Raw genomic sequence first — 21,515 nt, forward strand, 5'->3', positions numbered from 1 at the left:
CTAAGTGTTATTTATATAATATGTATTTTACTAGTCGTCAATAATTACACTCAAGTACTATAGGAACCCAGCTTAAAGTCGCAGCGCGCTAAAACTTTTAACGATAACCTTCGTTGAACAACGCTAAATTAAGGGCAAAAGCGAGAATCACCTAGGACAATCCTTAGCAGACTTGTATGATCCAACATACATGCCTCAAGATTTGCGCAAAGCTCACGACGAGCTCGCGACGAGTTAGATATGACTAAAATTGAGATATAAAAACACAGTAGAAAAACACAGTAGAAAAGCCCGACGAGATTTACTCGCCGGGCTTTTAATGTATTCAGTTAGTTATTGCGTAGCTTTACTTACTTTTTGTTGCTATCTTCTTTAGCTGCGCTACTTTCTTTTTCGCTATCTTCAGACTTGCTATCTTCAGTAGCAACAACAGCAGTTGTGTCTATTGTCTCAAACTTTTCGCCTTTAATTGTGAACTCACCAAGCAATCCTTCGCCTTCAGCATCCACCTTAATGTGTTCGCCGTCAGAAAGTTCACCAAGCAAAATCTTTTCAGAAATAGTATCCTCAATATCTCGCTGGATTACGCGACGCAACGGGCGCGCACCAAGCAAAGGATCGAAGCCTTTCTGTGCAAGCAAATTCTTAGCGGCATCCGTAATTTCTAGAGACATGTGACGGTCAAACAGCCTGTCGTTCAGCAACTTCACGTCCATATCAACAATTTGACGAACTTCTGGCTCCGTAAGCTGACGGAATACAATAGTGTCGTCCAAACGGTTTAAGAACTCTGGACGGAAATGACGCTTAAGCTCAGAATTAACCTGATCTTTCATGCGCTGATACGTGGAATCAGCGTTATTTCCAAGCGTAAAGCCAGTGTTTGCAGCCTTCGCAATATCGCGAGTACCAAGATTGGTGGTAAGAATAATAATCGTATTCTTAAAGTCCACTTTTCTACCCTGACCGTCTGTTAAGTGACCGTCATCAAGCACTTGCAAAAGCGTGTTGAAAATATCTGGGTGAGCTTTTTCAATCTCGTCGAAAAGCACAACGGAGAATGGCTTCCTGCGAACTTTTTCAGTAAGCTCGCCACCTTCTTCATATCCAACATATCCAGGAGGAGCACCGAAAAGCCTAGATGCAGCATACTTTTCTGCAAACTCTGACATGTCAACTCTAATTAAGGCATTATCGTCATCAAACAAGAAGTTTGCGAGTGCCTTGGCAAGCTCAGTTTTACCAACTCCAGTAGGACCAGCAAAAATAAACGAGCCAGAAGGACGTTTAGGATCCTTCAAACCAACTCGAGCACGACGAATCGAGCGAGCTAAAGCAGACACAGCTTCATCTTGACCAACAATACGCTTGTGAAGTTCAGATTCCATTTGAAGAAGCTTCTGCGATTCCGCTTGAGTAAGCTTTACTACAGGAATGCCTGTAGTGCTTGAAACAACGGAAGCGATCATGTCTTCGTCAACAACCATCTTGACGTTGGACTCGCCTTCACGCCAAGCCTTTTCCTTCTCTGCAGCTTCATTCTCAAGCTTTTCTTGATCGTCGCGAAGATTGGCAGCTTCTTCAAAATCTTGCTGCTTGATTGCTTCATCTTTCTTTTCAGAAATCTTAGCAATCTTATGGTTTAATTCTTTGAGCTCAGGTGGCTGAGTCAAACGCTTAATACGCAAGCGCGCACCAGCTTCATCAATAAGATCAATAGCCTTATCTGGAAGGTGACGATCTTGAATGTAACGATCAGAAAGCTCAGCAGAAGACTGTAAAGCCCCATCGGTAATAGTTACATGATGGTGATTTTCGTAGCGAGAACGCAATCCTTTAAGAATCTCGATAGTTTCAGCAATTGTAGGTTCTGGAACCTGAATCGGCTGGAAACGACGCTCCAAAGCAGCATCTTTTTCAATATACTTGCGATACTCGTCAGTAGTAGTAGCACCAATTGTTTGTAGCTCTCCACGCGCAAGCATTGGCTTAAGCATATCGGATGCGCCAAGAGCTCCATCAGCAGAACCTGCTCCAACAATAGTGTGAATTTCATCAATAAAAAGCACAATATCGCCGCGTGTTTTAATTTCTTTAAGCACTTTCTTCAAGCGCTCTTCGAAATCGCCACGATAGCGAGATCCTGCAATCATTGAACCTAAGTCTAGAGAATAAACTTGCTTATTTTTCAACGTTTCAGGCACATCGCCTTCAACGATTTTCTGTGCGAGACCTTCTACAACTGCAGTCTTACCAACTCCAGGCTCTCCAATAAGCACAGGATTATTCTTCGTGCGTCGGCTAAGGACAACCATAACGCGTTCAATTTCTTCAGAACGACCTATAACAGGATCGAGCTTTCCTTCTTGAGCTTCAAATGTTAAATTGCGTCCAAATTGATCAAGAAGAGCAGAGCCGGATTGATTTCGCTTATCTTGCACACTTCCAGCATTAGCTAACTCGCCCTTCTCGCTACCATTAGGAGCATTATCTCCACGAATTAAATCAACAGTAGTGCTTCGCAAGTCTCCAAGATCAACTTCCATCTTTATAAGTACTTGCGTGCCCACTCCTTCGCCTTCGCGAATAAGCCCGAGCAAAATATGCTCAGTACCAATATAACTGTGGCCAAGCTGAAGAGCTTCGCGCAAACTCAGTTCGAGCACTTGCTTAGCGTGAGGCGTAAAAGGAATATGACCAGCAGGCGAAACAGTGCCTTTGCCGATCATTTCTTCAACCTGTTTGCGAGTGCCTTCTAGGTCTACGCCTTTTGAGCTTAACGCTTTCGCGGCAATACCCTCACCTTCGCGAATAAGCCCGAGCAAAATATGCTCAGTACCAATATAATTGTGCTGAAGTGAGCGAGCCTCTTCCTGAGCTAGCACAATCACGCGTCGTGCGCGATCAGTGAACCGTTCAAACATAACTGCCTTCCGTTCTTTTCTTTCATTCCATGGTAACGAGTCGCCATGACGCGAAGCGTCGTATATATTTACTCATTCGTACAGCATTCCATAGCATCACAATAGTCATGCATGATGAACCTAAATATTCATGTTTTCGTTTCTGCATAATTACTTATGCTGTCTGCGAGATTTTCTTTTATATAATCGCATTGATGCGGATGCTGTAGTTTTTGAAGTGTCTTCAGATTCTTGTGGCTCTTCAACTTTTTCTGTTAATGGTATTTCTTCTGTAACAGAATTTTCGTTTAGTAAGTTTACTTCTGAAGAATCAGGATAATCTGTATCGTTTTGGGATTTTTCAGATTTTTCAGATTCATTAGCTACAGTCTCTTCAATTTTTTCAGTTTGATTTTCAACTTCAATTTCACGATTTTTGTCATCATTATTTTCATATGATTTTTCGTCAATAGTTAAATTGTCAATTAAATCAGGTTCAGATAAATTATTTTGTTCATCTTTATCTGTTGAGGCTTCTTTTTTGTTGCGCAATTTTGAATCTAGTTTTCTGCGCTTACGACGATGCATCTTACTGTCTTCAATTGCTTCCTCAATAAGCTCAACGTCTGCTCGCTCATCTCGCGGAGCTTGTTGCAAAATGTCAATATGATAATCGTCGTATGCAGGCTCAGATTGAATCCAAAGCTGCGATGGCTCAGGTGGTTCAATGTCAGAATGCTCACCACAAGCATGATCAAGCGAGACAACTCGCCCATCGTCTGGGCTCCACATGTTTGCGCACACGCCAAACATAGAGCCTAAACTTCCAGCTAGAGGAATGAGGAATCCGCATGATGAACATGCTTTGCCATCGGCAATTTTTGTAGACAACGACTTTGGACCATGTTGACCTGCGTACCAGCGTTTAGCTGTTTGCGAAATTGCTTCCGCAGTCATTACTCGTCTGCGAGACAGTCTTAGCGTTGAAACAGCTTCTTCAAGATCTTCGTCAAAATCATTATTTGCATCGCAAGATTCTTGATTTTGATTAATATCTTTTTCTGCGTTTGCGTTTGCGTTTGTGTCTGCATCTTCTTCGCTAGTATTAGCTTCAGTATTATCTTCAGCTTCAGTATTAGCTTTAGCGTCATCCTCAGTTTTAGACTCAGAATTATCATCTGAATTTGCTGATTCTATATTCTTTTCAGAATTATTATCATCAATATTATTTACTTGACGGAAGCCATCTTCTAGTCGAGAATCGTCTTCAGATGTGCCAATAGAATCCATTACAGAAAGATCACTTGGTTTCAAGCGGTCTTTCCATGGAATCCATGGTGGTGGAAGCAAAGAATCTTCAGTAGGAACAAGCGTTGATTCATTCACAGTCCAACGTTGCGTTTCCTCATCATGATACAACGTAACTGACCACTGCCAGCCTTCATACCCAACTAAATTGCTTACGAAACGAAAGTCTGTAACTCCGTCACCAAGCTCTGTAGAAGATACAAAATCACCTACTGCATCAGTACGTTCTGAAGTTTCCACAGCTATACTTCTAGCTAGTTCTTGTGGATCCATCACTTCATCAGTCATAAATAATATTCCAGACACTATTCCTGAACGTCAAAATTATCTGCCACTGCACGCAACAATGTAGCAAGTTTTTTGCTTTCGGCAGTTGATGGATAATGACGTCGACGCAAACCATTACCAGCAGAATCAAGAAGCTTAATAAGATCTTCTACAATAGCTGCCATATCTTCGGCTTTAGGACGAGTAGCCTTGACAAGCGACGGCGCTGTTGCAATAACATTCAAACCCATCGCCTGTGGTCCTTTGCGACCTTCAATTACAGAAAACTCAACTCTCGTACCCTTATGCAAAGTCTTTACAGTAACTGGCAATGCTGCTGCTGGCAAGAAAACATCCTTACCATCGTCTCCAACAATAAAGCCGTACCCCTTCTGCGTATCGTACCAACGCACGCGCCCATTGGGCATAACACACCTCACTCCAAATAATTCTCATTTCGCATGCTGAAGTGCACAAGGCATAAAGCATCAGCATATGCGATAGGTCTATAGATAGTGTACCAAATATTATTATTACTTGTTTCCTTATTACATTGTAGCGCATACACGCGGGCAATAAAATTTTTTTAACCTACGCAAGTGTTACTAATGCCAATATTTTAATCGCTAACAAGTTTAGAAGGATCTTCAATCTCATTAACTGGCAGCACTACAGTAAGAGTTAAGCCATGAGGTTTAACATCTATCGGCTCAGACCCGTCCATAGTGTCATCAAGGTTAGTTTTAGAATTGGTCGATGCTTCTGATGGAGAAGATATAGTTGCGCAAATAAAACCATGATGTGCTTTTACTACAGATTGCGCAATTGCCATACCTAAGCCAGTTCCACCTTTTTCTCTAGCTCTTGATGGGTCAGCAATATAGAAACGCTCGAAAATTCTAGACAAAGATTCTTCTGGAACTCCAGGACCATGGTCAACAACTCGAATTACGGCATACTTATGACCCGTATCAGTAGATTGGCTGACTTCCGCTGCTTCCAAAAACTCCTTCAATGATTCTCTTACGGAAGGTAATTTAGATAATTCGTCTGGAGTTATAGATGCTTTCATAACTCCTACAGCAATTTCTACAGGAGAATCAACGGGAGTGTATCTATGGATATTTCCTACAATATTTGTCATTACTTGTCGTAATCTAGCACCATCGCCAAGTAACATAACACTTGGAAGTTTTCCAGCATGGAATTGGAGCTTACGCTCAAAATTGCAATTTGTGCAATTCATAAGCTTCCACTCATCCGAAATAGTCAAATAGCCTTGCTGAACGGATCTAGCAGGATCAAGAGCATGTAAATCATTAGCTGCGTCAGAAAGTATTGGAGACAAGCTGACTTGCTGCGAAATATTAATTCCACGGCCTTCATCAAAACGCGCCAAAGAAAGCAAATCTTCTACTAGCTCAGTCATTCTTTCGCTAGAAGCTTTAATGTGAGCAATAGAGTCATCTGCTCTCTCCTGCTCCCCTGGCATTTTGCGCCACATTGTGTACAATTCAGCATATCCATGAATTGCAGCCAATGGAGTACGTAATTCATGACTTGCATCCGAGACGAATCGCTTCATTTTTTCTGTCATATCTTCTTGCTCATTAAATCCTCTTTCAATACGAGCAAGCATAGAGTTAAGAGAAGCTGCTAAAGATCCAACCTCAGTATTTTCAGGAGCAGATGGAACTCGTTTGCTTAAATCTCCAGAAGCAATTTTTGAAGCTGTTTTTTCAATTCTTTTTAACGGTCTTAAAGCTGATTGAATAATAATTGCTGCAAATACTGCTCCAAACAAAATAACTGCAATACTCACCATTATGCAGTAACGAGTAAGTGTGCTAACTGTGTCAATTTGATCGCTAAGAGATAAAGCAATATAGACATAACCGCTAAATTTTAACTCTGAGTTATAGTCGTTGCCTCTACCCCACGTTAATACTAAAACTCTCCACGGCGATTTTGCAGCTTTTTTAGTGATTGCATCTACTTTATTTGCGTTTCCTTTAACGATTGCAGGTGCTGTATAAGGTTTGCGTGTAACAATTTTTTTACTATCAAAACCGTCTGGTGGAAGTTTAGGAACCGAAACAAGCGATCCTTTAATTTTTGGTATTAATGGAGTGGAAATAACTTTATTATGCGTATCCCTAACTTGCAAAAAGTAATTATTTGGACCTATTGAAGATTGATTTGAGTTCTTCATGCGCAATGAATCAACATTGTCATAAACAAATTGCGCTTGACCAGCTAATTGCGCATCAGTTTTTTCTAGCAAATAATTTCCTACGAGCTGCTGAATTGAAAGCGATATGCAAAAAGCGGCTACAGTTAAAATAGCAAGAGTGCATGCGACTAAACGCGTACTCAGTGGTATTGCATTTATGCGACGACGCAACCAGCAGGTTTTACGAGGCTTTTTGTCTTTTTTGTCTTTTTTGTCGCTTTTGCTTTGTGTTATCGCAACACTTTTTTCAGCAGTGCTAACATCTGAATCATCTCTAGAGCTATTAATAGAGCTATTATTCGTACCGCTACTAATAGTTGATTCAGTATTATCGTTGTTATTATTACTAGATTGCATGATTAGGCTTGACCTGCCTTAGGTTCTCGAATCATATAACCGATTCCACGCTTAGTTTCAATAAGAGGAACTACTTTTTGCGGCTTTCCTGAATCGTCAGTAATTTCAATGCCATCAATCTTCTTTCTTAAATAAGAAATATAAGATTCAACGATTGCTGCGTCTCCGCCCCAGTCGTACTGCCATACGTGATTCAAAATCTGGCTCTTTGACAGAACTCGACCTTCATTGTCCATAAGATAATGAAGTAGCTTGTATTCAGTTGGGCTAAGTTCGATTGGCACACCGCATCGAGTTACGTCATGAGAATCTTCGTTAATCTCAAGATCAGCAACTTTTATAATATGAGTTTCTTCATCAGGTTCTTGTGTTCTGCGAAGAATTGCTCGTATTCTTGCCACTACTTCTTCCAAGCTGAATGGCTTTGTAACGTAGTCATCTCCACCAACGGTTAGACCCATAATTTTATCTTGCGTATCGTCTCTTGCAGTTAGGAACAATACAGGAACTTTAATTCCATTTTGACGAATACGTCTCGTAACAGTAAAACCATCAATATCTGGGAGCATAACATCCATAACGATAAGATTTGGATTTACTCGCTCAATTACTTCAACAGCTTCTGAGCCGGATGCAGCAGTTTCTACTTCAAACCCAGCAAAATGCAAAGACGCTACCAAAAGTTCACGGATTGATGGCTCGTCATCGACCACAACAATAGATGCTTCAACGTTCTTACTCATATTGATTAGCATCACTTATCAAGCTGAATGTTTCCTGAATAATTGCTGAAAATAAAACAAGTTATAGAATATTTTTTACCTGTGACGAGCGTGCCTTTTACGAGCTTTTCTAACACCAGCAAGTATTTGACGTTGTATACGATTCTTTCTAAACAGAACAATTGCAACTATCGAGAATAATGCCAACAAGATTACTAGCATAATAATTGTAGAAATGAGACTTGCAGAAGAAGTTGTTGAAGTACGTTTTGCGCGCATTATTTGTTTCATCATCATTAATGCAGATTGATCCCAATGCGTTCCAGTTGTGCTCACTAAAGGCTTATAAGCTGCATCGGATAACGAGTCTACAGTATTTTTATTTTTGAGCCATTCATCGGAATTAGGCGAAACAGCTACAACTAATCTTCCATCATGAGTTGCTACTGCAAGAAGCACAGTATTTTTAGCTGGAAGCGTACTAATTAACAAATCACTAGCCCATTTTGATGGATCTTTTGTATTTCCAAAAGTAGACAAATATAAGAGCCTAACATTTACTCCTGTACGCTTTTTTGTTGTATCAATCATGTCAGCAACTTTGCTGACAGAATCTCCAAGCAAATTTTCTGTGTCTGTTATTGAGTCTGTTGCAACTATTCCAGAATTTTTCTCATTACTTTCAGCATATGCATTAATTGTATTTGCTTTATTTAAAGGTGAAAATATGAGCGAATCTATTGGAAGAGTTGGAAGAATAAAAGAAAAATTAAATAAAAATGCCATTAATAAAAGCAATACGCGTTTAGCTAAAAATAGTTTTGAGTGAGAATGCTGGTAATTAAAATTTGCAACGCGCGTGCAAGCTAAGCTTTTAACCACATTGGTGCATAAATCTTTTTCGTACTTTTTTGATGGCATATATTCATAATAGCGTGACATCACACAAGTAAAAGTAGCATTATAAAAATCTTTGCTTAATTTATTTGAAATGTTTCGCAAAAATAATTTATAAAAAGCGTTTATTTAGACGCAAAACAAATGGAGGGGAAATATGGCACAATTTCGAGTTGATTCAGAGCAAATTCAGCAGGCTGCGGCAGCCGTTGGAACCTCGGTTAGTGCAATTAGAGATGCAGTCAACGGGATGTATGCCAATTTACAGCAATTGCAGAGCGTGTGGACTGGATCTGCGGCTACACAATTTGCGTCGACCGCTCAGCAATGGCGAGCGGCGCAACAACAAATGGAACAATCACTAGAAGCAATTCAGCAAGCTATGCAACATGCATCAGGAGTGTATCTTGATGCTGAAACACAAGCTGCTTCGCTATTTGGAATGGGCTGATTAATATGAGAAAAAGTAAATGGCGACACGCTTTATTTGAGCATGTCGCCATTTACTTAAACTATTTAGTTTTAGATTTTTAAGCTACTTTTATTTTTTATTTAGTAGCCCATTTCTGCACCAGCTTGTGGTGCAGCAGCTGCCTTTTCAGGCTTGTTGGCAACAACAGCTTCAGTAGTTAAGAACAAGCCAGCAATAGAAGCTGCATTCTGTAGAGCAGAACGAGTTACCTTAACTGGGTCAGTAACGCCTGCAGCCATCAAATCTTCATAAGTGTTGGTTGCAGCATTGAAGCCTTCGCCTTCTGGAAGTTCGCGTACCTTGTTGAGAACAACGTCTCCAGAAACACCAGAGTTTTGAGCAATCTGCTTGATTGGAGCTTCTACAGCGCGGAACACAATTGCAGCACCTGTAGCTTCTTCACCCTTAAGCTCTGTGATAGCTGGTGTCTTTTCAATCTTCGCAGCAGCTTGAACCAAAGCTACGCCACCGCCTGGAAGCAAACCTTCTTCGATAGCAGCCTTAGCGTTACGAACTGCATCTTCAATGCGATGCTTGCGTTCCTTAGCTTCAACTTCAGTAGCAGCGCCAACCTTAATAACAGCAACGCCACCAGCGAGCTTAGCAAGACGCTCTTGCAACTTTTCGCGATCGTAATCAGAATCAGTGTTCTCAATTTCGGCGCGAATCTGAGCTACGCGAGCATCAACATCTTCCTTTGAGCCAGCACCGGAAACGATAGTTGTTTCATCCTTAGAAACAATCACCTTAGCTGCATGACCGAAAACAGAAGCATCGATTGAATCAAGCTTCAAACCAAGATCGTCAGAAACAACCTGTGCGCCGGTCAAAATAGCCATATCCTGAAGCATAGCCTTACGACGATCGCCGAATCCTGGAGCCTTAACAGCAACAGTGTTGAAAGTGCCACGAATCTTGTTCAAAACAAGTGTTGGCAATGCTTCACCATCAACATCTTCAGCAATAATAAGCAATGGCTTGCCAGACTTCATAACAAGCTCAGCGATGTGGACGATATCCTGCTGGCTTGAAACCTTGCCAGAAGTGAGCAAAATGTATGGATCTTCAAGAACAGCAGTTTGATCGTCAGCGTTAGTGACGAAGTAAGGGGAAATATATCCCTTATCAAAGCGCATACCTTCAGTGAAGTCCAAATCAAGACCAAACTTGTTGTTGTCTTCAACTGTGACAACACCATCCTGACCGACCTTATCCAAAGCTTCAGCAATCTTTTCGCCAACTTCAGGATCAGCTGCAGAAATCGTAGCAGTAGCAGCAATTTGTTCCTTGGTCTCAACATCCTTTGCAGAAGCAAGCAATTCCTTGACAATTGCTTCAGCAGCCTTTTCAATGCCGCGACGAAGAGCGATTGGGTTGCTTCCTGCAACAACGTTCTTCAAACCTTCATGCACCAAAGACTGTGCCAAAACAGTAGCGGTTGTAGTGCCGTCGCCTGCAACGTCATCAGTCTTCTTAGCTACTTCTTTGACAAGTTCGGCGCCAATACGCTCGTATGGATCTTCAAGATCAATTTCCTTAGCAATAGAAACACCATCGTTAGTAATGGTTGGAGCGCCGTAGGCTTTGTCAAGCACAACGTTTCGACCCTTTGGACCAAGTGTAACCTTAACAGTGTCTGCAAGCTTATCAAGACCTGCGAGCATACCCTGACGGGCGTCCTCTTCATAGGCAATAATCTTTGCCATTATTCCTCCACATACGTTATTTATGGACTTTTCACTGCAATCTTGAGTAATAAGCCGTCAGCTGCTTATTATCACTCTCAAGGCTTGAGTGCTAATTTGAAGATTAGCACTCTATGTACCCGAGTGCCAACTTTTTTGGCGTTTATACACAAAAACCGGTTAGAAATAATTCTAACCGGTTATTTTTATGCGAAAAATATCACTTGCAAAGCACAACTACAATCGGAGAAACGATTTCTTTTTCGTTTTCGACAGCGCTAATACCTAATGTCTTTGCAATATCTTCAGCTGCAGCCTTTTGGGAATCGTCTTTATACCAAACAACAGATTCGCTTGGGACGTTACCAGTTGGATTTCCAGCTGTAACATTTGCGTACCCTGCTTGCTTCAACTTATCTGCGCCAGCAGCAGCATGACCGCTTATCTTGGTTGCGTTAATAACTTTCACTGCAACTGATTTGTCTAGTGAAGTTTGTGCTTTAGAATCATTTGCTGAATTATCTTTAGAGTCATCAGCATCTTTCTTATCTGATTTATTTTCTTCAGACTTATTGTCGTTGTCATCATCATCTTCGTCTTCAGAAGATTTATCTTCGTCGCTTTTAGCAGATTTTTTGTTTTCAGAAGTCTTAGTAGAAGATGCTGATTGAGATGATTGCTGCTGATGGTTCCAAGGCAACGGAAGATGCGAGATTTCTCCAGAAGCAATAGCCCAAACTAAAATGCCAACTACCGCTGCAACAATTAATGTAACAAAATAAGGAAGTATTACGGCATACCACGCAGGATTTCCACGATGAACTCCAACTGGTCCCTCTGGTGGCTCATCAAAAGCATCAGGCGTATACGACACGTTCTGATTATCTCGCGCCATAATTGCACTCCTTATAAAAAATCATTTAAACAATAATGAATCTATACTATCTAATGCTTGGCACAAAGCACAAATTTAGAAAATTTGATTAATTCACTTTTATACTATGCCTTGACATACAGTAGCAATATGAATCCTCAAAATATTAAACCTTTAGATGAGCTAATGGATCCTGATTGGGCTGAAGCATTAAAGCCAGTTGAGCCGCAAATACGCGCAATGGGAGTGTTTTTGAGAGAGCAAATAGAAAGCGGACACCATATTCTTCCTGCTAGTCACAACATTTTGCGTGCTTTTTCTATTCCACTAAAAAGCATTAAAGTTTTAATTGTTGGACAGGATCCATATCCAACGCCTGGTCATCCAGTGGGCTTAAGTTTTTGCACAGCTGCAAAAGTGCGCCCACTGCCAAAAAGTCTCATAAATATTTATAAAGAATTAGTAAACGATTTAGGCGTAGAAACTCCAAAGAGTGGAGATCTGACGCCCTGGACCAAGCAAGGTGTAATGCTTCTTAACAGATGTTTAACTGTTGAGGCTGGCAAAGCAAATAGTCATCAAGGAAAAGGTTGGGAGCCTGTAACCGATGCAGCTATTCGAGCATTAAACAATAGAACTGATTGCAATGGTAATCCGTTGCCGCTTGTAGCTATTTTATGGGGACGTAATGCGCAAAGTTTGGCTCCTTTGCTAACGAATGCAACTCTTATTACTTCAGCGCACCCAAGCCCTCTTTCTGCAATGCGAGGATTCTTTGGATCACATCCATTTTCAAGAGCTAACCAAGCCTTAGTTAATATGGGAGTTTCTCCAATTAATTGGTCTCTAGATTCTCAAGAAATTTAACTGTCCAAATATTGCAAATTATCTTATAAAGATAATAAAAATGCCATTTTTGAACGTGTCAGTACTGCATATCAGCTAAAATAGCACTTATGGCATTATTTCCACCGCAACCACAGAAGAAACCGTTAACCGATAAAACTTCAATTGCTTCTAAGCTTGGCATTGGATCAGCTGTACCTCAACCGTCTGCTGTTTCTAATGCAAGTGCGCAAGTTAATGCAGTTATTTCGAGTGATGACATACGTCGTTGTCAGCAAATTGCAAATATTTTGCGCGCACGTTTTGCACAAACTTTAGTCGGACAAGACGCTTTACGAGAATCTCTTATTCTTACTCTTATTGCAGGCGGACACATTCTTATTGAATCAGTACCAGGTCTCGCAAAAACTACTGCTGCTCAAACTCTTGCAACAGCTATGTCAGGTAGTTTCCGTCGTGTGCAATGTACTCCTGATTTAATGCCAGCAGATTTAGTTGGTACTCAAGTTTTTGATTTTGCTTCCCAACGTTTTACTACGCAAATTGGTCCTATTCATGCAAATGTTATTTTGTTGGATGAGATTAATCGCTCAAATGCAAAAACTCAATCTGCAATGCTTGAAGCTATGGCAGAAGGAGCAACAACTATTGGAGGCGAAAGAATTCCTCTGCCTCAACCATTTATGGTTATTGCTACGCAAAATCCAATTGAAGAAGAAGGAACATTTAATCTTCCAGAAGCACAAATGGATCGTTTTATGGTAAAAGCAGTTATGACTTACCCTAATCCTGAAGAGGAAGTTCGTATGCTGCAATTACTTACTCAACGCGGATCGGATGTCGTTGATCCTTCAAAGCTAACTACTCAACGCATAAGTTTGCAAGATGTTGTTTTTATGCGTACTGCAGCGCGTCGCATACACGTTTCTGAAGCAGTTATGAAATATGTAGTTGATCTTGTTGCAACTTCTCGCGGTGAAGGTACGCATCCACTTCCTACAATTAATTCATTGGTTCGTATGGGAGCTAGCCCGCGTGCATCAATTGCACTTATCCGTATTGCTCAAGCTCACGCTTTACTTTCTGGACGTGATTATGTGATACCAGAAGATATTAAATTGTTTGCGCATGAAGTGTTAAGGCATCGTATACTTTTAACTTTTGAAGCTTTAGCTGATTCTATTACTACAGATCAAGTAATTGACGCATTAGTTAAGACGGTTCCTGTGCCATGATTCGTACGAAGCGGTTAGTATTATCTGAACCTGCTAAAGCCGTACGTCGCAAAATTGAGCTTTTGGATCAGCGAATTGATTTGCCTATTGCGCGTAAAGCTTTAGGCTTATTAGAGGGTGATCATCCTTCGCACAGGCGTTTTGGCACAGGTGATGTTATTGACATACACGCATGGCAGCCAGGAGATGAAGCTCGCATGATGAACTGGTCTGCGAGCGCTCGAACTGGACAGCCTATGGTGTCTTCTAGAGAGCGTACTTCGTCTTCTCATACTTGGATTGCTTTAGATACAAGCATAAATATGAATGGAGCTTGTGTTTCTGGAGAATCACTGTATGAAGTTGCGTCTAATTCTGCATGCTTTTTTGCGTCTTTGAGTTTAAAACGTCATGATGCTGTTTCTTTGTTGTGTGCAGATGGAAAAAATGTTATCAATGTTCATGCTGCTAGCAACTTTTCTGATTTTGAGCGAAATCTAGATTATACGTTGCTTAATACTCGTAAAAATACTAGAGATATTGATGCGTTGCTTACTTCGCTACTAAAAAATATTGACAATAATGGTCTGGTAGTTTTAATAACTGACGAGTATGCATTACAAGCTCATAACGCTGAATCTTTGCGCAAAATTACGCAAAACCATAAGCTTGTTGTTATTGTTATTTCTCCTATTAATCCTTTTGATTCTGCAATTGATTTGCAAATATTTGATGGAATTACTTTACGTAAAGTACCAGCGTTTTTGAAAAAAGAATCAAATAAAAATGAAGTCGAAGCTCGTAGAAATATTAGAATAAACGCTTTATACGATATGCTGCTTGGTGTTCAATCTTCAATAATTCATGGTTCTTCAAGTGAAGAAGTTTTCCATATTTCTGCGCAAAAAGTGAGCCGTACAAATTATCTTGCTGACTCATTTAGCAAGGAGGTTGAATAGAATGAGCCTGGAAGATATTCAAAAGCCTTTACATGATGAAACGCTTTTTTTAATACTACTTTCTGCATCGATTGTTGTTATCTTTATTGCTTGTGCAGTTTTATATTTTTCTTTTAAAAAGCCAAAGAAATTATCTGAAAGTAGCAATTCTACAGAAGCAGTTCATGTTCATAATGTAAACAAACAAGCTTGGCGTAAAGATATTGATGAGATTGTTGAGAAGTATCATAACAATGAACTTACTAAAGATCAGGCTTGTGCAAAATTGGCGTCTATTGCTAGATCTTATGTTTCGAAGATTAGCGGTGAAGATATTCAAACTCACACTTTGGGAGAATTGACTTCTTTGCGTTTGAAATGGCGCAATAAAAAAGGTGCTGATATGTTACGCCAAACAATATCTGCTTTGTATCCTCCAGAATTTGCTGATCGCAAAGCAAACGAGCAAGCGCGAAATACTACTGTTGAGCAGGCTGCTGAATGGGTTTTAGTATTGCTTGAAGGCTGGCAAACGAAGGACAAACGTTGATGAGTAATAATGTTTGGGAATACATATGGCCATGGAGATGGCAATGGCCTCTGATTTTTGTTGCAGGCGTTGTTATTTCTGTAGCAATTTTTGCTATCTTACTAATTTTAGATTCCATTCGTAGCAATATTTTAAAAAAGAAGTATAAGAGTCAAGCTAGTAATATTACTCGAAAATTCTATACTTTTACTTTTGACAATGATTTACAAGGAACTACTACTAGTCATTCATGGTATATGTGGCGAATGTTTAGAAGGTTTGCCACGGCTGCATTGGTACTATCTTTGTGCAGTGCTCTTGCTGTTGCTTCTAGGCCAGCCCGAGTGTTTAATGCGAACGAGCAAGTCAGTTCTAGAGACATTGTTTTATGCTTAGACGTTTCAGGTTCTGCTTTACCATATGATCGCGAAGTAATTCAAGCGTATCTTAATTTTATTGAGCATTTTCAGGGTGAACGCATTGGATTGAGCATTTTTAACTCCACATCTAGAACAGTTTTTCCACTTACTGACGATTATCGACTAGCTAAAAAACAATTGCAATATGCTGCAAATTTACTTGGCGGAGTTCAATCGCAAAGTCGTATTAATCGTTTACAACAACGCCAATATCAGGAAATTTCTGACTGGCTTGAAGGAACTCAAAATCGCAAAAACGCAACATCTCTTATTGGAGACGGTTTAGTTAGTTGCGCAGCAATGCTTCCAGGTTTTATTTATGGTTCTGCTCATAATAACCATAAAATACAAAGCCGTTTTAATAGAAGTTCTTCCATTGTTCTTGCTACAGATAATGTTGTCTCTGGAAAACAAACTTACTCATTAAAGCAAGCTTTAGATTTAACAAAACAAGCTAAAATTACTGTCGATGGGTTATATTCTGGCGCAAAACAGAATGAGAATGATGACACTACGTTAGAAATGAAACAGCTTATTGAATTTCATGGCGGAATTTTCCTTTCTCAACGCAATTCTGATTCTGTTATTAATTTAGTAAAAGAAATTGAAAAAAGGCATACTGCAATTCCTCAAGGCGCTGCTCAGTCTGCATTTAGCGACGATCCTGGTCTTTGGGTTTTGCTTACTGTGTTTAGCGTTGTGATTTGGCTAGCTATTGCAAAGAGGATGAAGCGATGACAACAACACTATTTTCTGCTACTACCCTACTGTTTGCACACGCTAAAACTGAAGCTTCTGACACTTCTCAAGCAGGTCAGTTGGTTTTTTCTCCATCATATGGCTGGATTATTGCGATTATTGCAATATTGGTTTTGTTGGCAACAATGTTTTTTGAAATTGTGCCTATACGTAGGAAACCTGGATCAAGTGATGAAACTTTTTGCATGAGATTAAGACGTATTGGCATATGCATAATGCTAATAATTTGCGTGCTATCTCCAAGTATTATGCGTTCAACTTTACAAAGGGCAGTAAATGCAACAAATGTGATTATTGCTCTAGATATAACAGGTTCAATGAGAGCAAAAGACGCTGATTATGCAAAAAATAGTAAGATTGAGCGTATTGATGCAGCAAGGAATATTATTCGTCAAATAACAAAATCCTATGCTAACTCAAGTTTTGCTGCTATTTCTTTTGGTGCTTCTACGTCTGTCGATGTTCCATTAACGCCTGATGCTAGAGCAGTTGACAATTGGATAAATACTCTACGAACTGAGCCAACTAGCGTAGCTACTGGAACTAGTCTTGACGCTCCTATAGATCAAACTTTGCTTACTGCAAAAGCTATACATGATGCTCATCCAGATGATACAACAGTTTTGTATGTTTTAAGCGATGGTGAGGAAACAACTCAACGAAAGCGCCGCACATTTTCATCGCTCAGAGCTTATATTACTAACGCATTTGTTATTGGAATAGGCTCATCTAAAGGAGCAAAAATACCTTTGGAAAAAACACAGCTGCAACTTGACGACTACAGCGAAGACAATACCTCTAATCAATGGGTTATTGATCCTGCTACAGGAAATCCTGGAATTTCAAAGCTTGATGAAAAGAATTTGCGAAATATTGCCGATGAGCTTAGCGGCAAGTATATGCACTCATCTTTAAACGTAACATTTGGTGACGAAGCAAAACCAATTCTTTCACACCAATGGAGAATGAACGAGACAGCAAAACCTCGTTTGAGACCTGAACCAATTATTTGGCCGTTTGCAATATTTGCGTCGATACTTTTAATTTGGGAATTAATGTCGTGGTTTATAACTTCAAGGAAATTAGTATGAAGCACATGTCTAGTCGCACAATTATTCGCATTGTTACATTCTTGTTCTTGATTATTGCGATATTCGTAACGTATTTTGCTATCGTAAATTGGAGAGCACAATACGCATATAATGCTGCTACTGATAGCCTTATTTCCAACATAAAATCTTCCAAGAGTATAGATAGCGACAAGAATGTGCTTTTAACTCAGCAACAGCAAACTGATGCGCAATTTGATGATGCTAAATCTCAAGAAATGATACTGCTTCCTCAACTTCGAAATAGTATTGACAAAAATGCTGAATTATCACGAAAGTTAACAGAAAAATTAAAGCAGAATCAAAACAATACTAATAAGCAGCAGAAACCGAAAAAGCATAACAATCATTTTAAAAACGATAATTCTAACAATTCTTCTAAAGATAAAAAGCAGTCAGATTCGTCTAAGCCTCAGTTGGACAATACTCAGCGCAATAAAGTTGAAAACTTGCTAAAACAGAACGATCATGTGGATTCTAAATATTCACAGGACCAAGAAGACCAGCAAGGTTCAGAAAAGACAGAAAAACGTACTAAAACTGATGAAAGCAGCAATAAGCCTTGGTAATTAAATCTTCAACGATTATCTATAAGCGAAGCAATAAGCATTAAATAACCTTTTAACCACATTGAATATTTTTTAGTGACTTTTCATTAATAAACGTGTGTAATAACGATTATGCACACATATTACGAATGGCAATGGCTTATACAGCGCACTCAAGAGTGCGCTCGCTGCGTTATGGCCGAATCTGCAGCGACTGAATTAGAAGATTGGCAAGGGCTTGCAGCCGAACATTTTCGTCATAGTATGAAAGATATTTCCGCACAAGCGTATGCGTTATATAACATTCGCGGAGGAATATAATATGTCTTGGAAAGTTAAGTCCTCTGTTGTAGGCGGAATGAAGCTCAGCGTTTCTGATAGAGAAGCGTATATTAGTTTTTCCAGAAAACTAAACGATACTGCTAAAGAATTGCTTACGCTAAAAAATTTATGGCTTAATGCAGCGATGGTTATTGCCAGTCAAAATTATAGTTTGCAAAAAGAATCAGAAACATATATTAATGATTCTTCGCAATCATTTTTAACTGAAAGCATGTGCAATGAATATGCTAATAAGTGTTATTTAATGTCTCAAAATTTAGAAAATCTTGCTTTTCTTATTGCAAGAGCAAATAATTTGTATGAAGATGCAGAATTTAGTGCAAAAAACGATTTAGACAACAAAATTTCTTTATCAGTTCTTGCATGCCCTATTCTTGCTTTACCTGTTTTATTGTCTGCAGGTCTCGCCGTTAATCAAGATAATAAAAATCATTCAGGTTTCCAAAATCTTGCTAGATGGTCCTATGCAACTAATAGTTTGCAACAAGGAATTATTCGTGGCTTGTCGCAGTACTTTATTTTAAATCCTATTACAGGATCGCAAATATTTATTGCTGGAAATGCTAAAGACCGTATAAGTAAGGGAGAGCGTGAAACCTCATTAAACTTTTTATATAATGCTAAAAAATATTTATTAGAAGCTGTCCCATTTATCTCTAGTGCTATTAGCTATCTAAGCGCGCCTATTAATAACATAAAGCAAGGTAATAATTTACTTCTCACTAAAGTAAATGAGACGTGGAGAAAACCTGGATCTGTTCTTGCTAGACCTGGACGCAATTTGCTTGAAACTTTAGAAAATTTAACAGAACTCGGAAGCGGAAATTTGGGTGTTAGGCCCCCACTTGTTAATCCAGATGCTGCTACTATTGCAATTCAACAGTTTAAGCGTAACGATGGCAGTTCGTCATGGTTAGTGATAATTCCAGGAACTGACGGTAAAGCACACTCTCCTTTTGGTTGGGAACAAAACGCAGAAGTAATGAGTCATAGTTCTTTAGTTAGAAAAGAAGCTGATAGCACTCGAATGGTCGTAGAAGCTATGAAACGTTCTGGCATTAAACCTAACGAACCTGTTGCTTTAGTAGGTCATTCTCAAGGAGGTATTGTTGCTGCAAGCATTGCAAGCGATTACGCTAAGCAATACAACATACAGCATGTTGTTACTGCTGGATCTCCTATTGCAAATCATCCAATTCCTAAGAAAACTTGGGTTACTAGTATTGAGATGGACGATGAGATTGTGCCTTCTTTAGACGGCAAAGAGAATCCTCGCGGAAAAAATTGGGTGACTATTCATGGTCATGCAATTCATGTTAAAGAATCTAAGCGTTCTTTACCTCCTGGAGTCACGCGTTTTTCTGGCAAACAATATTCGACTAAAAAATTCGAAAATGACGGAATATTTGTTAATGACGTTCCAGAAGAAGGAACTTTAACTCATGATTTGCATTACCATACTGCAGCTTATGAAGATGCTCTTCAACTCGGATCTAAAAGTGTGCGCGAGCAAGATCAGCATTTTAACAATATTATTAATGGCAAATTGCAAAGTACTACATTGTGGCAAGGAGTAATGAAAAAATAAAATAATTAATTCTTATTGAGTAAAATTAAGCTAATTCGCAGCATGATGTAACCTTAAAACTATGAAGCTTACCGATATTTCTCCTGCAATAGCTCTGACTCCTCTCGATGGGCGTTATCATAATCAAACATCCGCACTCGTTGAATATTTAAGCGAACCTGCGTTAAATCGCGAGCGCATGCGTGTAGAAGTTGAGTGGATGATTCTTCTCGCAAATGGTTATGAAGCTAATCAATTCCAGCCAATTGTTAAGGGTGTTAATCCTTTAACTGATGAAGAATGCTCATATTTGCGTTCTATTCCTGAAAATTTTGATGCTGAAGGAATCGCTCGTCATGCTGCGCATGAGGCTATTACTCATCACGATGTTAAAGCTGTTGAATACTACATTGACGATGCGTTAGACGAAGCAGAGAATAAGCTTGGTCATGCTACTGAACTTTCAAATTTAAAAACTCTAGTACATTTTTCATGCACGAGTGAAGATATTAATAATCTTTCTATTGCTCGTTGCGTAAAACAAGCTGTTTTAAACGTTTATCGTCCGAATTTAGAAGCGATAGTTGATTATTTAGTTAAGAATGCTAACGAATATAGAGATTTATCTATGCTTTCGTTAACTCATGGCCAGCCTGCTACTCCAACTACTTTGGGTAAGGAATTGGCAGTGTTTGCTTATCGTTTACGTCGTCAACTTCGTCATCTTGATAATCAAGAGTATCTAGGAAAGTTGAATGGCGCTACAGGAACTTTTGGAGCTCATTTAGCTGCTTTCCCAGAAGTTGATTGGATTAGCGTATCTCAAGAGTTTGTTGAAAATAGAATGGGTCTTCAATGGAATCCATTAACAACTCAAATTGAAAGCCATGATTGGCAGGCTGAACTTTATAGCACTGTAAGTCACATAAACCATATTTTGCATAATCTTGCAGTTGACGTGTGGATGTATATTTCTAGGGGCATTTTTGTGCAAGTTCCTGTAAAGGGAGCTACAGGATCTTCTACTATGCCTCATAAGGTTAATCCTATTCGTTTTGAGAACGCTGAAGCTAATCTTGAGATTTCTTGCTCACTGTTTGACACATTGTGTGCAACTCTTACTGAAAGCCGTTGGCAGCGTGATCTTACAGACTCCACTACTCAAAGGAATGTTGGCTCAGCTTTCGGTTATGCTCTTCTTGCTTTGAATAATCTTTTAGGTGGTTTGAATTCTATTCATCCTAATAAAGAATTTATGGCAAAAGAATTAGACGAAAATTGGGAAGTTCTTGGTGAGCCAATTCAAACAGCAATGCGCGCTGAAGAAATTGCTGGTGTGCCTGGTATGGAACGACCATATGAACAAGTAAAAGAATTAATGCGCGGTCACCATATTTCACAAAGTGACGTAGAAGAATTCATTAAATCTCGTAGCTTTGATGCCAATACTGCAGCTCGTTTGCAAGCAATGACACCAGAATCTTACACTGGATTTGCTTCACGATTGGTGGACTTTATTGATTAAG

Annotated in this window: 19 protein-coding genes and 1 pseudogene; 12 read left to right on the forward strand and 8 right to left on the reverse strand. The window is 39.5% G+C overall.

The annotated features are described in order from the left end of the window. Positions 1–145 precede the first annotated feature (145 nt). Positions 146–226: pseudogene (locus AC1EKT_RS02005) on the forward strand (type IIL restriction-modification enzyme MmeI); the annotation flags it as partial. 124 nt (positions 227–350) lie between these two features. On the opposite strand, the gene AC1EKT_RS02010 reads toward AC1EKT_RS02005, so the two are convergent. The 6 genes from AC1EKT_RS02010 to AC1EKT_RS02035 form a co-directional block, all read right to left on the reverse strand. Then, on the reverse strand, positions 351–2,924 hold the full coding sequence (locus AC1EKT_RS02010; protein WP_415683026.1) for an ATP-dependent Clp protease ATP-binding subunit: 2,574 nt from the start codon (positions 2,922–2,924) through the stop codon (positions 351–353). A 150-nt stretch (positions 2,925–3,074) separates the two neighbouring features. Next, a complete protein-coding gene (locus AC1EKT_RS02015) occupies positions 3,075–4,499 on the reverse strand; it encodes a DUF3027 domain-containing protein (RefSeq protein WP_481615960.1) in 1,425 nt (474 codons plus the stop codon). 17 nt (positions 4,500–4,516) lie between these two features. Continuing rightward, complete coding sequence (locus AC1EKT_RS02020) at positions 4,517–4,906, reverse strand: cold-shock protein (protein WP_004106732.1); 390 nt, start codon at positions 4,904–4,906, stop codon at positions 4,517–4,519. A 191-nt stretch (positions 4,907–5,097) separates the two neighbouring features. Further along, a complete protein-coding gene (locus AC1EKT_RS02025) occupies positions 5,098–7,068 on the reverse strand; it encodes a sensor histidine kinase (RefSeq protein ID WP_421789914.1) in 1,971 nt (656 codons plus the stop codon). Between the two features lie 2 nt (positions 7,069–7,070). Further along, positions 7,071–7,811 carry a response regulator transcription factor gene (locus AC1EKT_RS02030; protein WP_391495749.1) on the reverse strand — a complete coding sequence of 247 codons (741 nt, stop codon included), beginning with the start codon at positions 7,809–7,811 and terminating at the stop codon, positions 7,071–7,073. Between the two features lie 75 nt (positions 7,812–7,886). Then, a complete protein-coding gene (locus AC1EKT_RS02035) occupies positions 7,887–8,792 on the reverse strand; it encodes a hypothetical protein (protein ID WP_415689718.1) in 906 nt (301 codons plus the stop codon). Positions 8,793–8,844: 52 nt separating this feature from the next. Between AC1EKT_RS02035 and AC1EKT_RS02040 the strand changes: the two genes are divergently transcribed. Further along, complete coding sequence (locus AC1EKT_RS02040) at positions 8,845–9,138, forward strand: WXG100 family type VII secretion target (protein WP_391495747.1); 294 nt, start codon at positions 8,845–8,847, stop codon at positions 9,136–9,138. A gap of 101 nt (positions 9,139–9,239) precedes the next feature. Here the strand turns inward: AC1EKT_RS02040 and groL are convergent, their stop codons facing one another. Then, positions 9,240–10,865 (reverse strand): chaperonin GroEL, encoded by a 1,626-nt coding sequence (gene groL / locus AC1EKT_RS02045; protein ID WP_119526684.1) that lies wholly within the window; start codon positions 10,863–10,865, stop codon positions 9,240–9,242. A gap of 199 nt (positions 10,866–11,064) precedes the next feature. Further along, positions 11,065–11,739: a LytR C-terminal domain-containing protein gene (locus AC1EKT_RS02050; protein WP_419399280.1), complete on the reverse strand. Its 675-nt coding sequence runs from the start codon at positions 11,737–11,739 to the stop codon at positions 11,065–11,067. A 129-nt stretch (positions 11,740–11,868) separates the two neighbouring features. Here AC1EKT_RS02050 and AC1EKT_RS02055 point away from each other — a divergent pair, with 129 nt between their 5' ends. The 10 genes from AC1EKT_RS02055 (at position 11,869) to purB (ending at position 21,514) form a co-directional block, all read left to right on the forward strand. After that, a complete protein-coding gene (locus tag AC1EKT_RS02055) occupies positions 11,869–12,585 on the forward strand; it encodes a uracil-DNA glycosylase (protein WP_119526688.1) in 717 nt (238 codons plus the stop codon). 89 nt (positions 12,586–12,674) lie between these two features. Then, a complete protein-coding gene (locus AC1EKT_RS02060) occupies positions 12,675–13,799 on the forward strand; it encodes an AAA family ATPase (protein ID WP_419399281.1) in 1,125 nt (374 codons plus the stop codon). Continuing rightward, positions 13,796–14,737 carry a DUF58 domain-containing protein gene (locus AC1EKT_RS02065; protein WP_415689712.1) on the forward strand — a complete coding sequence of 314 codons (942 nt, stop codon included), beginning with the start codon at positions 13,796–13,798 and terminating at the stop codon, positions 14,735–14,737. Before AC1EKT_RS02060 ends, AC1EKT_RS02065 begins: the two co-directional genes overlap by 4 nt. A gap of 1 nt (position 14,738) precedes the next feature. Then, entirely contained in the window at positions 14,739–15,266 is a 528-nt protein-coding gene (locus AC1EKT_RS02070) for a hypothetical protein (protein WP_419399282.1), read from the forward strand. Beyond that, on the forward strand, positions 15,266–16,402 hold the full coding sequence (locus tag AC1EKT_RS02075) for a vWA domain-containing protein (RefSeq protein WP_421789919.1): 1,137 nt from the start codon (positions 15,266–15,268) through the stop codon (positions 16,400–16,402). Before AC1EKT_RS02070 ends, AC1EKT_RS02075 begins: the two co-directional genes overlap by 1 nt. After that, positions 16,399–17,514, forward strand: a complete 1,116-nt coding sequence (locus AC1EKT_RS02080; RefSeq protein ID WP_421789921.1) for a vWA domain-containing protein — start codon at positions 16,399–16,401, stop codon at positions 17,512–17,514. The genes AC1EKT_RS02075 and AC1EKT_RS02080 overlap by 4 nt, the downstream gene beginning before the upstream one ends. After that, positions 17,511–18,101 carry a DUF6466 family protein gene (locus AC1EKT_RS02085; RefSeq protein ID WP_415686874.1) on the forward strand — a complete coding sequence of 197 codons (591 nt, stop codon included), beginning with the start codon at positions 17,511–17,513 and terminating at the stop codon, positions 18,099–18,101. Before AC1EKT_RS02080 ends, AC1EKT_RS02085 begins: the two co-directional genes overlap by 4 nt. 111 nt (positions 18,102–18,212) lie before the next feature. Beyond that, positions 18,213–18,401 (forward strand): hypothetical protein, encoded by a 189-nt coding sequence (locus AC1EKT_RS02090; protein ID WP_415683015.1) that lies wholly within the window; start codon positions 18,213–18,215, stop codon positions 18,399–18,401. A 1-nt stretch (position 18,402) separates the two neighbouring features. After that, positions 18,403–20,010: an alpha/beta hydrolase gene (locus AC1EKT_RS02095; protein ID WP_415683014.1), complete on the forward strand. Its 1,608-nt coding sequence runs from the start codon at positions 18,403–18,405 to the stop codon at positions 20,008–20,010. A gap of 61 nt (positions 20,011–20,071) precedes the next feature. After that, positions 20,072–21,514, forward strand: a complete 1,443-nt coding sequence (purB, locus tag AC1EKT_RS02100) for an adenylosuccinate lyase (RefSeq protein ID WP_415689704.1) — start codon at positions 20,072–20,074, stop codon at positions 21,512–21,514. The last annotated feature ends 1 nt before the right edge of the window (position 21,515 follow it).

The organism is Bifidobacterium sp. C0047B3 (assembly GCF_056590535.1).